Origin of the sequence: Photorhabdus sp. RM96S (assembly GCF_042879335.1) — a bacterium.
GTDB classification, from domain to species: domain Bacteria; phylum Pseudomonadota; class Gammaproteobacteria; order Enterobacterales; family Enterobacteriaceae; genus Photorhabdus; species Photorhabdus kayaii.
Genome location: NZ_JBHFKT010000043.1, coordinates 1 through 13,180, shown reverse-complemented (window position 1 = coordinate 13,180; position 13,180 = coordinate 1). Strand labels below are relative to the sequence as shown.

The following is a 13,180-nucleotide window of genomic DNA, read 5'->3' as shown; positions in this document are numbered from 1 at the left end:
GGTTTGCGGAAAAATTCGATACCCGCGTACCTAATTTTTAGTACATCGTCATCAATTATAAGCTAAAAACTTAAAACCGCTCAGGTAATTGAGAGAATTTTTTTCGCATAATTTAGCGCCTTGTCGATAACTTCTTCGATAGACATATTGGTTGAATCCAATATTAATGCATCTCCAGCCGGCGCTAACGGCGCTACTGCCCGGTTACGGTCGCGGTAATCACGTTCCTGTATCTCGGACAAAAGACATTCAAAGTTAACACTAAAGCCTTTTTCCTGCAACTGTAGCATACGTCTGCGCGCACGTTCTTCTGCACTGGCATCAAGAAATATTTTTACCGGGGCATCAGAAAACACCACAGTTCCCATATCACGGCCATCTGCAATCAAGCCCGGTGCAACCCGAAAAGCACGCTGACGCCGTAACAAGGCTTCACGAACTCGTGGGAAAGCAGCCGCCTGCGAGGCAGTATTGCCGACCGTCTCAGTCCGGATCTCATTACTGACATCCTCGCCCTCAAGCATCACACTGAGCTTCCCTTTTCTAGGGACAAAGCGCACATCAAGATTAGCAGCCAGAGGAACTAACGCGTCTTCAGACTGGATATCCACCTGATGATGAATCGCTGCCAGTGCCAACACTCGATAAATAGCACCTGAATCAAGCAGTTGCCAGCCTAAGACCTCTGCCAGTGCCTGGCATAATGTCCCTTTACCTGCACCGCTTGGCCCATCAACAGTTATTACTGGGGCTATCGCCACCATTATTGTTCTCCTTTAACATGGCAGGTTAACACTTCACCAGATGCTGAATATTTATTCAATAAAATAATCAATATCTGCCGTTTATTATACGCACTCACAGAGTGAACGAAATAAGCGCATGCCATGTAGATATACCCGTTATCTTTCAAGTTGCTTCTTTGTTGGCTGCTCTCGCTCACCCCGGTCACATAGTTACCTATGCTCCCGGGGATTCACTCCCTTGCCGTCGCGATGCATCTTGAAATCCATAGGGTATAGATTTTGATCAAAGAAATACGCTTTATTAAATCATAATAATCGATAATTATGACTTTCGCTGGCTTAATCTCTCCAATTGATTGAAATAGTCAGGAAAGGTCTTTGCTGTACAACCTGGATCGAGAATGGTAACCGGTGTATCGGACAACGCCACCAACGAGAAACACATCGCCATTCGATGATCATTATAGGTACCAATTTCAGCAGGTAACAATCTTGGTGGTGGTGTGATGCGAATGTAATCACTCCCCTCTTCCACCTCGGCACCGACTTTACGCAATTCAGTTGCCATCGCATGCAGCCGATCCGTCTCTTTTACCCGCCAGTTGTATATATTGCGAATGACGGTCTCCCCTGCCGCAAACAACGCAGTGGTTGCAATGGTCATAGCTGCATCAGGAATCTCATTCATGTCCATATCAATGCCAGTGAGAGAGCCTCGTTCACATTCAACAAAGTCATCACCCCAACGAATTTTCGCCCCCATTTTCTCCAGCACATTGGCAAATTTGATATCCCCTTGAAGGCTATTTTTACCAACTCCGGTCACCCGCACAGTACCACCTTTAATTGCCGCCGCCGCCAGAAAATAGGAAGCAGAAGAGGCATCACCTTCAACCAAATAGTGGCCCGGAGAAACGTATTGCTGTTGGCCTTTAATATGGAAAATCTGATATTGATCGTGATTTACGGTAATACCAAAACTTTTCATCAATGCCAGAGTGATATCAATATAAGGTTTGGAAACCAATTCCCCTTGAATATGAATCTCAGAATCATTTTCTGCCAATGGCGCAGCCATCAGCAATGCGGTCAGAAATTGGCTGGAAACACAGCCATCTACCGTCACTTTGCCACCAACAAAACCCCCTTTGATGTGTAACGGTGGATAATTTTCCTGTTCCAGATAATCAATTTCCGCTCCCCCTTGACGCAAAGCATCCACCAAGTGACCAATTGGACGCTCTTTCATCCGAGGTTCGCCGGTAAGAACGACGTCATTTTTTCCCAAGCATAACGCGGCGGTTAGGGGACGCATCGCTGTGCCGGCATTACCCAGAAACAGTTCTACCGGCCCTTTATGGGTAATCAATCCACCAATACCGTCAACTTCACAACGGGTACGATCATCAGATAAACGATAACTGACACCCAGCGCAGCCAAGGCATTGAGCATATGACGAATATCATCACTGTCCAACAAGTTAGTTAAGCAGGTAGTACCTTTAGCCAAGGCTGCCAGTAATAACGCACGGTTGGAAACACTTTTTGATCCTGGCAGGTTAATAGTTCCACTAATGGAAGAAATAGGTTGTAGCATCAGGGATTGCATAAATAACAGGCTCTCCGATTCTCAATTAGGTTATTTTTAATTATAAGTGAGTCATTGTTACGTTTGAGGAAATATTTTTTTCTACCCTGAGATAGGCCGGGAACCATTGTTCCCGGTAAAGTTGACAAATCAGCCGTTACGACGCTCAAAATCAGCCATAAAATCAACTAAAACCTGAACCCCTTCGACAGGCATTGCATTATAAATAGAAGCACGCATACCGCCGGAAACCCGGTGACCTTTCAATGCCTGCAACCCTTGTGCATCTGCTTCTGCCAGAAATTTGCTATCCAGTAAGGCATCAGCCGTCTTGAACGGCACATTCATCAGGGAACGATTTTCAAGGACGACTTGGTTATGGTAGAAATCACTGTTATCAATGGCATTATAAAGTAACTCAGCCTTAGCACGGTTACGTTTTGCCATCTCTTGTACCCCGCCTTGCTCTTTCATCCACTTGAAGACCAAACCAGAGAGATACCAGGCAAACGTTGGCGGCGTGTTGAACATGGAGTCATTCTCTGCCAGCACCGTATAATCAAGAATAGACGGGGTTTCTTTACGGGCTTTGCCTAATAAATCTTCACGAACAATAACCAGTGTGAGCCCCGCCGGACCAATATTTTTCTGCGCTCCAGCATAAATCATACCATAACGGCTAACATCTAACGGCCCGGAAAGAATAGAGGAAGAGTAATCCGCAATAATAATTTTATTATCATCAAAATCTGGATCTTTATGAATTGCGATACCGTCAATGGTTTCATTCGGGCAATAATGGACATAAGCCGCATCATTACTTAATAACCATTCACTCATTGGCTTAACGCCTTTCAAGCCATTAATTTCGGTTTTGATATTAATCACATTCGGCGTGCAATATTTTTCTGCTTCTTTGACTGCACATTCAGCCCAGTAACCGCCATCAATATAATCAGCTTTAACATTATCACCCAGCAGGTTCATTGGGATAGCGGCAAATTGACCACGGGCGCCACCATGGCAGAACAATACCTTATAGTTTTCAGGCACTGACAATAGATCTCGCAGATCATTTTCAGCTTCCTTTGCCACTGCGACAAATTCCTTACCTCGGTGACTGATCTCCATAATTGAAGTCCCAATACCATGCCAGTTACAGAGCTCTTGTTCAGCTCTACGCAATACTTCGACCGGTAACATAGCGGGACCTGAACTGAAATTATATACCTGATTCATTTACCTCACCTTATTCTGATTATTCTGACGAAATAACAATGATTGATAACAATAAATAATCTGATATATCGGTTGTACCATTCCCATTTCATTGCTGCAATGGTTATTCAAACGTTGAACAAAACTATCGCAAAAATAGCCAATAAACTTGTTCATTCAGCGCTATTACAGGTGAACCGCTTATTTTTTACCTTTTTTATCTACAGCTATGAGAGGAAGGAATAATGTGAATGGCGAATTGGGTAAAACAATAAAGCCATGATGTCGGTAAAATCGCACTGCATTATCATCTTTTGCGTCAACAAGCAGCGCATAAGACGCAATTTCGGCACGAATGGTCTCTCAATAGCATCAGCTAGCAATGCTCCACCGAGTCCCTAATTTCTAATTGCCTGATCAACGGCCAACCTCCCCATCCGTACTGCCGGCACTGTTGGGTATCGTGGCAGTTTCTTAATAGTAGCCGTAGGGAGGTTGGTCAACTGGATACCGGCAGCAGCCAGAGTATAATATCCCACTACCCGGTGATCATGAAGCGCAACAAAACAAGCTGCTACGCGGCGCCTAACATCCTGACCAACCTGCACCTGTGCGCTCTATTGTTATCCCTGAATCACAAATCAATATTTCACAAACATCTCGTGAATTTTTACTGGATCACGCGTTTCAGTCAGAGCTAATTGTAAAAGTACTCTGGCCTTTTGTGGGTTCAGACGTTCAGAAGCGACAAAGCCATGCTTGCTATCATCCACTTCCGCATCCTGAGTAATATATCCCATCGGTACACGACTTGATCTGACGACCACAACCCCATCTTTAGCCGCTTGAGCCAAAGTATCGAAAATCGCCTTATACATATTACCGTTGCCCACACCAGCGCTGACAATACCTTGGTAACCCGCACTCAAAAACGCTTTTGCTGGCAAATCAGACGCATTGGCATAGTTATAGACAATGCCTACTTTAGGCAGTTTATCCAGTTTACTGACATCAAAAATCGCCTTACTCGCTCTCGGTTTAGCGTCAGCGTAATAATTGACTTTGCCATTATGAACAAAGCCCTCAGCACCCGCATTAATTGGTTGGAATGCCTGAACTTCAGTGGTGCTCATTTTCACCACGGTGCGACCACTAATAACCGCATTATTCATTGCCATCAATACACCACGTTTGGCTGATGCTTTATCACCCGCAACAGCCACAGCGTTATACAGATTTAACGGGCCATCGGCACCAAGCGCCGTAGACGGGCGCATCGCACCAACCATGACAATCGGTTTCTGGCAGTGGGTAGTTAGATCGAGGAAGTAAGCGGTTTCTTCCATTGTGTCAGTACCGTGGGTGATAACAAAACCATCGGTCTTGCCACAATCCGCGTTGATTCTTTTCGCGAGTGTCAACCACACCTGATCATTCATATCCTGCGAACCAATACTCACCACCTGCTCACCTTTTAGGTTGGCGATATTTTTGATCTCAGGAATAGCATTGACTAATTCATCAATAGCAACTCTTCCAGCAACATAGTTGGATTGGATTGCAGACTTCCCACCACCCGCAATCGTCCCTCCCGTCGCCAAAAGCGTAATATTTGGTAAAGCAAAAGCAGAACCACTAATTAATGCTAATAAACTGGCTAAAGCTGTGTGTTTCATCTTTTTCATGCTTCTTCCTTAATAAAAAATATCCTATTAGATTATGGATCATGATAACAATAAATCTGTGATACATACCAGACTTTAGCTACTGAAAAAAAACTCGTATGATGAGCGCCCCATAACGCGCACTCATAAGTGAATACCATGACGCAAACCTTTATTCCCGGCAAAGACGCCGCACTGGAAAACTCAATCAACCGTTTTCAGCAAAAACTGCAACACCTTGGTTTTAATATCGAAGAAGCCTCATGGCTGAATCCGGTTCCCAATGTCTGGTCAGTTCATATCCGTGACCGCGATTGTCCTCTCTGTTTTACCAATGGCAAAGGTGCAAGCAAGAAAGCCGCTTTAGCTTCTGCTTTAGGGGAGTATTTTGAACGCTTGTCAACTAACTATTTTTTTGCTGACTTCTATTTAGGCGAAGCTATCGCTAACGGTGATTTTGTCCATTATCCGAATGAAAAATGGTTTGCTTTACCGGAAGATGATTCTCTACCAGCAGGCATTCTGGATGACCGGTTACACCAATTCTATAATCCTGAAAATGAGTTATGCGCCAGTCAGTTAGTCGATTTGCAATCAGGTAATGAAGAACGTGGTATCTGCTCGCTGCCATTTACTCGTCAGTCTGATCATCATACCGTCTATATTCCGATGAATATTATTGGCAATCTTTATGTTTCCAATGGTATGTCAGCCGGCAACACTATGAATGAAGCCAGAGTTCAGGGATTATCTGAAGTTTTTGAACGCTATGTGAAAAATCGTATTATTGCCGAAGGCATCAGCCTGCCAGAAATTCCCCAGGAAGTGATGAACCGTTATCCCGGCGTTGTTGCCGCAGTCAGCAAATTACAGGATGAAGGTTTCCCACTCTATTGTTATGACGCCTCTCTCGGTGGACAGTTCCCGGTTATTTGCGTAGTGCTGTTTAATCCTAATAACGGGACTTGTTTCGCCTCTTTTGGTGCGCATCCTGAATTTGGTGTAGCACTGGAACGTACTGTGACCGAACTATTACAAGGACGCAGTTTGAAAGATCTGGATGTGTTCAATGCGCCGACTTTCGATAATGAAGAAGTGGCAGAACATACCAATCTGGAAACTCACTTTATCGATTCGAGCGGTTTAATCAGTTGGGATTTATTCAAACAAGATGCTGATTATGCGTTCGATGACTGGAATTTCAGCGGCACAACAGAAGAAGAGTTCGCCACTTTGATGGCAATCTTCAAACAATTGGATGCCGAAGTTTATATTGCTGATTACGAGCACCTTGGTATTTATGCCTGCCGTATTTTGGTTCCGGGAATGTCTGATATTTATCCTGTGGAAGATTTACATCTTGCTAATAACACGATGGGAACGCATTTGCGGGAAGCTTTATTAGCATTACCGAATAGCCAGTGGCAAGCCGAAGAATATCTGGCACTGATTGAGCAATTAGATGAAGAAGGTTTGGATGATTTTACCCGTATCCGTGAGTTGCTTGGCATTGCGGTGGGTAAAGATAATGGCTGGAGCAATTTACGGATTGGTGAACTGAAATCCATGTTGGCGCTGGCTGGCGGTGATTTGGAACAGGCTTTAATTTGGGTAGAATGGACCCAAGATTTTAACGCCTCAATCTTTACGGCCGAACGCGCTAATTATTATCGTTGTTTGCAAACACTACTTTTACTTGCTCTGGAAGCGGATAAAGCGCCTACACAATATTATCAAGCATTCGTAAAAATGTACGGGCAAGATGCTGTTGAAGCAGCATCAGCAGCTATTTCTGGTGAACACTGTTTTTATGGTCTGTGGTCAGTTGATGCAGATTTAAAATCACTGCCCGCTCATCAGACTTTATTGGCTGCTTATGAGAAGCTGCAAAAAGCAAAATGCGATTTCTGGAACGCAAAATAAAATTGTAGAAAAGACAATTCATAATTAAAAGTAAAATTCAGGTTAAATTAAATTTATTTGCAACAACAAGTAAACAACAATTTGGCCTGTAATTTTACTTGTCAAACTTCCTACCAATGGTTAAATAAAAAAATATTATAAATTTTAAAATTTTTTTATTTCATTAAAATCAACATGTTAAGTTTAATTTGAACCGTTTTCACTCTCCAAAACAGAGTCCACTCTTAGGGAATTATGATCTATATCAAATTCTCCCCTTCACGCCTTTGTTACTATCATTACATACCGTAACTTATTAATGATAAAGAGAATGTTGGTATGAAAGCTGACAACCCCTTTAACCTATTACCACCTGCGGTAATGACACAAATCGCCAATGACATTGGTGTTTATAAAACCACTAAACCTGTTGCCATTACCTATCTGTCAGCAATAACTGCCGGGATTTTTATTTCCATTGCATTCGTCTTTTATATTACCGCGACTACAGGAACCACATCTGTCCCTTATGGGCTAACTAAATTAGTCGGCGGCATCTGTTTTTCCCTTGGATTAATGTTAGTAGTCGTTTGCGGAGCAGATTTATTTACTTCTACTGTGTTGACGATTATTTCCAAAGGCACCGGGCGTATAACCTGGTATCAAATGATTAAAAACTGGATTAACGTTTATCTCGGTAATTTGATTGGCGCACTATTTTTCGTCGCCATTATCTGGTTTGCCGGTCAATACCGCGTTGCCGACGGATTATGGGGCTTGAATGTCTTGCAAACAGCAAACCATAAAATGCATCACTCTTTTATTGAAGCGCTATTTTTAGGCATTCTCGCCAATTTAATGGTTTGTCTCGCTGTTTGGATGAGTTATGCCGGACGTAGTTTAATGGACAAAATATTCGCCATGATTTTGCCAGTAAGTATGTTCGTTGCCAGCGGTTTTGAGCACAGTATTGCGAATATGTTTTTAATCCCGCTTGGCATTGCTATTAAGCATTTCGCACCAACTGAATTTTGGATTAACGTAGGGGCAACGCCTGAACAATTTTCTCAACTCACCATTGCACACTTTATTACTAACAATTTAATTCCAGTCACTATTGGTAACATTATCGGTGGCGCCATTTTGGTGGGGTTAACTTACTGGTCAATTTATCTGCGTAGTGAGCAGAAACATTAATTAGCTCTCTCGCCTGATTTCTTAAAAGTTCGATTATTACAAAGGTAGAAGTATCATGACTGAATTAAATAAAAAGTTCTCTGTAGCATGGCAAGGTTTTAACCTGGGTGATTGGCAAAGCGCCGTCAATGTTCGTGACTTCATCCAAAAAAACTATACGCCATATGAGGGTGATGAATCTTTCCTGGCAGGTTCGACAAAAGCGACCGATACCTTATGGGAAAAAGTCATGGAAGGTATCAAAATCGAAAACCGCACTCATGCGCCGGTTGATTTTGATACTGATGTTGCTGCTACTATTACCTCCCACGACGCAGGTTATATCGAAAAAGATCTGGAAACCATTGTTGGCCTGCAAACGGAAGCCCCATTAAAACGTGCCCTAATCCCATTTGGCGGCATCAAAATGGTAGAAGGATCATGTAAAATTTATGGCCGTGAACTCGATCCTAAATTGAAACAGATTTTCACTGAATACCGCAAAACGCATAATCAAGGCGTTTTCGATGTTTACACACCAGATATTCTTAAATGCCGAAAATCTGGTGTTCTGACAGGTCTGCCTGATGCCTATGGCCGTGGTCGCATTATTGGTGACTACCGTCGTGTTGCAGTATACGGTATCGATTTCTTGCGTGATGATAAATTAGCTCAGTTCAATTCATTGCAGGAAAAACTGGAAAGCGGTGAAGATCTGGCAATGACTATTCAATTGCGTGAAGAAATCGCTGAACAGCACCGCGCTCTGGGCCAGATTAAAGAGATGGCGGCTAAATACGGCTATGATATTTCTGGCCCCGCCACTGACGCTAAGGAAGCGATACAGTGGACTTATTTCGCTTATCTGGCGGCGGTTAAGTCTCAAAATGGTGCCGCAATGTCCTTCGGTCGCGTTTCCAGTTTCCTGGATATCTACATCGAACGTGACCTGAAAGCGGGTAAGCTGACAGAAGTTGAAGCTCAGGAATTAATTGACCATCTGGTGATGAAACTGCGTATGGTTCGTTTCCTGCGGACACCTGAATACGACGAACTGTTTTCCGGTGACCCAATCTGGGCAACAGAATCGCTGGCAGGTATGGGGATAGATGGTCGCACGCTGGTGACTAAAAATAGTTTCCGTTTCCTGAACACCCTATACACAATGGGTCCATCACCAGAACCCAACATGACCATCCTATGGTCCGAAAAACTGCCGACAAATTTCAAAAAATTCGCGGCAAAAGTTTCCATCGATACCTCATCTTTGCAATATGAGAACGATGATTTGATGCGCCCCGACTTCAACAACGATGATTACGCTATTGCTTGTTGCGTCAGCCCTATGATTGTGGGTAAACAGATGCAATTCTTCGGTGCCCGCGCAAATCTGGCTAAAACGATGCTGTACGCCATTAACGGCGGTGTAGATGAAAAGCTGAAAATGCAGGTTGGCCCGAAAGAAGAGCCAATAAAAGATGAAGTGCTGGATTACGACAAGGTTATGTCCCGCATGGATCACTTTATGGATTGGCTGGCAAAACAGTATGTTACTGCACTAAACATCATTCACTATATGCATGATAAGTATAGCTATGAAGCTGCACTGATGGCACTGCACGACCGTGATGTTTACCGTACTATGGCCTGTGGCATTGCCGGTCTGTCTGTCGCCGCTGACTCATTGTCTGCCATCAAATATGCCAAAGTGACCCCGATCCGTGATGAAAATGGTTTAGCGGTTGATTTCAAGATTGAAGGTGAATATCCACAATTCGGTAACAACGACTCACGTGTTGATGATATCGCCTGTGATTTGGTTGAACGTTTCATGAAAAAAATCCAGAAACTAAATACTTATCGCAACGCGGTACCGACACAATCCGTTCTGACCATCACTTCTAACGTGGTATATGGTAAGAAAACGGGTAACACTCCTGACGGACGTCGTGCTGGCGCACCATTTGGGCCCGGTGCCAATCCAATGCATGGTCGCGATCAAAAAGGTGCCGTCGCCTCTTTGGCCTCTGTGGCTAAATTGCCTTTCGCCTATGCAAAAGATGGTATCTCTTATACCTTCTCTATCGTACCAAACGCGTTAGGCAAAGATGATGAAACACGCAAAACTAATCTGGCTGGTTTGCTGGATGGTTATTTCCACCATGAAGCAGAAATTGAAGGTGGTCAGCATTTGAACGTCAATGTGATGAACCGTGACATGCTGCTCGATGCCATGGAAGACCCTGAGAAATATCCTCAGCTCACCATCCGGGTATCAGGTTATGCCGTACGTTTCAACTCACTGACTAAAGAGCAACAACAGGATGTAATTACCCGTACTTTTACCCAATCTATGTAATAATTTGTTAGCAAAGGCCCTGAATTTTAGGGCCTCTATTTGTTTATCCTGCCAGTTTTGGAGTAAACCTGTTATGTCCGTACTTGGTCGTATCCACTCTTTCGAATCTTGTGGCACCGTTGATGGCCCCGGTATCCGGTTTATTGTTTTCTTTCAAGGTTGCCTGATGCGTTGTCTCTATTGCCATAACCGCGACACATGGGATACCCACGGCGGCAAAGACGTGACTGTTGAAGAATTGATAAAAGAAGCGACAACCTATCGTCATTTTATGAACGCATCCGGTGGCGGGGTTACTGCATCGGGTGGTGAAGCCGTTCTTCAAGCTGAATTTGTACGTGACTGGTTCCGAGCCTGTCGTGCCGAAGGTATTCATACTTGTCTTGACACTAATGGATTTGTCCGCCGCTATGGTCCGGTTATTGATGAATTAATGGATGCCACAGATCTCGTTATGCTCGATTTGAAGCAACTTAATGATGAGATTCATCAGAAATTAGTCGGTGTCTCCAATCATCGCACCTTGGAGTTTGCCCGCTATCTGGCTAAACGTAACCAGAAAACCTGGATTCGTTACGTTGTGGTTCCGGGTTGGTCCGATGATAATGAATCCGTTCATAAGCTAGGTGAATTTACCAAGGATATGAAAAATATTGAAAAAATCGAGCTTCTACCTTATCACGAACTGGGTAAACATAAATGGACAACTATGGGGGAAAAATATCAGTTGGAAAGTGTAAAACCGCCAGCAAAAGAGACAATGGAGAGAGTGAAAAACATTTTGGAAAGTTATGGTCATAAGGTTGTCTATTAATTAAATTAGTTAACTTCCATCTCTGAAATGACGTTTAAAAACAGTAGGAAAAACCATCTTAAATATCAAACTCTGGCTTGCCAGGATCAAACTATATATCCGTTATCTTTCAAATTGCCTCTTTGTTGGCTGCTCTCGCTCACCCCGGTCACATAGTTTGCTATGCTCCCGGGGATTCGCTCCCTTGCCGCCGCGATGCATCTTGAAATCCATAGGGTATAGATTAACTTCTCAGGTAAGAAGGAATATGCAATAGAAATAATAACTACTACAGAAGATAAAACCATATAAAAACCAATCATATTCTCTGTAGAAAAATAGGGCAATACTATTCATATAATAAACAATGAAACAAAAATCAATCTATAAAACCTATTCCCTAACAAATTAATTCCATCATAATATAAAAAGAAAACAATCCACATAATCAGAAAAATATTTATCACGATGATGCTATATTTTTATATTTCTTCATAAATATAAATGAGTTAACTGGCATCAAGAAAAGTGCAATAGGCATTGAAATAACCACAGCAAATAAAACTCCATAAAGATTAATCACAGTCTCCATTAAAACAATAAGGGGTCGCTTCAGAAGATAAAGCTAATCACCCCACTCTTTCATTCCAGAAGTGACATTTTAAAGTCGTAATAACAACTTCAGAATATCATGGCTTTTAATATTGCATTATGTGGCAAATTCCCCGGTACCAGAATTTGTAAATTTTGATACCTTACAACAAAGGAGTTCATGAACTCTGTTTGGATACCAAAATCAGTAATAAACGGTCATATCAGGCACATGAACATTAAGGTTTTAACGAAACAGAGCGAATCATTTGTTTCCGCAAACAACTCACTTAATCGCGCTCCCCATGTTCTTAGGGTGTCATTTCGCCCCCGATAAAGTTGCTTCCGTCTGATAGGTTTCAGCTTCGCCGGACAAACGTAAAAGTCCCTTGTATAGCTATCATCCTGTAAGAACAAAAATGCCGATCTTGAATATCGGCATTTTGCTGTAAAAGAGAAGATTAATTTAATGCTTTAACGCTTCAATTTTATCCCGGCTCAGTCCGGTACTGGTGACAATAATGTCCAGACTCACGCCATGCCGTAATAAGGCACGAGCCGTTTCCAGTTTACCTTCCTCTCTACCTTCAGCTCGGCCTTCTGTTCGGCCTTCTGTTCGGCCTTGCTCAATACCTTGCTTGATACCTTGCTCGCGCCCTTTTTGTTCAAGCTCTTCTGCAATAGTCATCAACATCGTTTCATGCTCCGGAGATTGTTACTTCAGTCTGACCGGTTTCAGCTTCGCCAGGCAAACGTAAAAGTCCCTTGTATAGCCACCATCCTGTAAGAACAAAAATGCCGATCTTGAATATCGGCATTTTGCTGTAAAACAGAAGATTAATTTAATGCCTTAACGCTTCAATTTTATCCCGGCTCAGTCCGGTACTGGTGACAATAATGTCCAAACTCACGCCATGCCGTAATAAGGCACGAGCCGTTTCCACTTTACCTTTCTCTCGGCCTAGTTCAATACCTTTCTCTCGGCCTAGTTCAATACCTTCCTCTCGGCCTTCAGCTCGGCCTTCTGTTCGGCCTTGCTTGATACCTCGCTCAAGCCCTTTTTGTTCAAGCTGTTCTGCAATAGTCATCAACATCGTTTCATGCTCCGGAGATTGTTCAATCAGTTGATGGACAAATTGTGAG

General features: G+C 43.0%; 11 protein-coding genes and 2 pseudogenes. 4 read left to right on the top strand and 9 right to left on the bottom strand.

Going from position 1 to position 13,180, the window contains the following annotated elements:
• Positions 1–80: 80 nt before the first annotated feature.
• The 6 genes from cmk to ansB all read right to left on the bottom strand — a co-directional run bounded on the left by cmk (position 81) and on the right by ansB (position 5,237).
• A complete protein-coding gene (gene cmk, locus ACGF49_RS20355; RefSeq protein WP_113043190.1) occupies positions 81–764 on the bottom strand; it encodes a (d)CMP kinase in 684 nt (227 codons plus the stop codon).
• Positions 764–952 (bottom strand): hypothetical protein, encoded by a 189-nt coding sequence (locus tag ACGF49_RS20350; RefSeq protein WP_146748108.1) that lies wholly within the window; start codon positions 950–952, stop codon positions 764–766. Before ACGF49_RS20350 ends, cmk begins: the two co-directional genes overlap by 1 nt.
• A gap of 116 nt (positions 953–1,068) precedes the next feature.
• A complete protein-coding gene (aroA, locus tag ACGF49_RS20345; RefSeq protein WP_113043191.1) occupies positions 1,069–2,355 on the bottom strand; it encodes a 3-phosphoshikimate 1-carboxyvinyltransferase in 1,287 nt (428 codons plus the stop codon).
• Positions 2,356–2,484: 129 nt separating this feature from the next.
• Positions 2,485–3,573, bottom strand: a complete 1,089-nt coding sequence (serC, locus tag ACGF49_RS20340) for a 3-phosphoserine/phosphohydroxythreonine transaminase (RefSeq protein WP_228900627.1) — start codon at positions 3,571–3,573, stop codon at positions 2,485–2,487.
• Positions 3,574–3,950: 377 nt separating this feature from the next.
• The gene (locus tag ACGF49_RS20335; protein ID WP_262978312.1) at positions 3,951–4,160 is read right to left on the bottom strand and encodes a hypothetical protein; all 210 of its coding nucleotides are present in this window, start codon (positions 4,158–4,160) and stop codon (positions 3,951–3,953) included.
• Between the two features lie 33 nt (positions 4,161–4,193).
• Positions 4,194–5,237 (bottom strand): L-asparaginase 2, encoded by a 1,044-nt coding sequence (ansB, locus tag ACGF49_RS20330; protein WP_262978313.1) that lies wholly within the window; start codon positions 5,235–5,237, stop codon positions 4,194–4,196.
• A 138-nt stretch (positions 5,238–5,375) separates the two neighbouring features.
• On the opposite strand from ansB, the gene ycaO reads away from it, so the two are divergent.
• The 4 genes from ycaO (at position 5,376) to pflA (ending at position 11,467) form a co-directional block, all read left to right on the top strand.
• Positions 5,376–7,139, top strand: a complete 1,764-nt coding sequence (ycaO, locus tag ACGF49_RS20325) for a 30S ribosomal protein S12 methylthiotransferase accessory factor YcaO (RefSeq protein WP_113043194.1) — start codon at positions 5,376–5,378, stop codon at positions 7,137–7,139.
• Positions 7,140–7,457: 318 nt separating this feature from the next.
• The gene (gene focA / locus ACGF49_RS20320) at positions 7,458–8,315 is read left to right on the top strand and encodes a formate transporter FocA (protein WP_113043195.1); all 858 of its coding nucleotides are present in this window, start codon (positions 7,458–7,460) and stop codon (positions 8,313–8,315) included.
• A gap of 55 nt (positions 8,316–8,370) precedes the next feature.
• A complete protein-coding gene (pflB, locus tag ACGF49_RS20315; RefSeq protein ID WP_113043196.1) occupies positions 8,371–10,653 on the top strand; it encodes a formate C-acetyltransferase in 2,283 nt (760 codons plus the stop codon).
• Positions 10,654–10,726: 73 nt separating this feature from the next.
• Positions 10,727–11,467, top strand: a complete 741-nt coding sequence (gene pflA, locus ACGF49_RS20310) for a pyruvate formate lyase 1-activating protein (RefSeq protein WP_113043197.1) — start codon at positions 10,727–10,729, stop codon at positions 11,465–11,467.
• An 86-nt stretch (positions 11,468–11,553) separates the two neighbouring features.
• On the opposite strand, the gene ACGF49_RS20305 is transcribed toward pflA, so the two are convergent.
• The 3 genes and pseudogenes from ACGF49_RS20305 to ACGF49_RS20295 form a co-directional block, all read right to left on the bottom strand.
• Positions 11,554–11,754, bottom strand: coding sequence for a hypothetical protein (locus ACGF49_RS20305; RefSeq protein WP_271859621.1), 201 nt, complete (start codon positions 11,752–11,754; stop codon positions 11,554–11,556).
• 749 nt (positions 11,755–12,503) lie between these two features.
• Positions 12,504–12,752, bottom strand: a pseudogene (locus tag ACGF49_RS20300) (ISNCY family transposase); the annotation flags it as partial.
• Between the two features lie 127 nt (positions 12,753–12,879).
• Positions 12,880–13,180, bottom strand: a pseudogene (locus tag ACGF49_RS20295) (ISNCY family transposase); the annotation flags it as partial.

Bases quoted from the DNA above. Each gene is read 5' to 3' on its own strand.
- pflB (WP_113043196.1), top strand. From the start codon at position 8,371: ATGACTGAATTAAATAAAAAGTTCTCTGTAGCATGGCAAGGTTTTAAC.
- focA (WP_113043195.1), top strand. From the start codon at position 7,458: ATGAAAGCTGACAACCCCTTTAACCTATTACCACCTGCGGTAATGACA.
- ycaO (WP_113043194.1), top strand. From the start codon at position 5,376: ATGACGCAAACCTTTATTCCCGGCAAAGACGCCGCACTGGAAAACTCA.
- cmk (WP_113043190.1), bottom strand. From the start codon at position 764: ATGGTGGCGATAGCCCCAGTAATAACTGTTGATGGGCCAAGCGGTGCA.
- aroA (WP_113043191.1), bottom strand. From the start codon at position 2,355: ATGCAATCCCTGATGCTACAACCTATTTCTTCCATTAGTGGAACTATT.
- ansB (WP_262978313.1), bottom strand. From the start codon at position 5,237: ATGAAAAAGATGAAACACACAGCTTTAGCCAGTTTATTAGCATTAATT.
- serC (WP_228900627.1), bottom strand. From the start codon at position 3,573: ATGAATCAGGTATATAATTTCAGTTCAGGTCCCGCTATGTTACCGGTC.
- ACGF49_RS20305 (WP_271859621.1), bottom strand. From the start codon at position 11,754: ATGGTTTTATCTTCTGTAGTAGTTATTATTTCTATTGCATATTCCTTC.
- pflA (WP_113043197.1), top strand. From the start codon at position 10,727: ATGTCCGTACTTGGTCGTATCCACTCTTTCGAATCTTGTGGCACCGTT.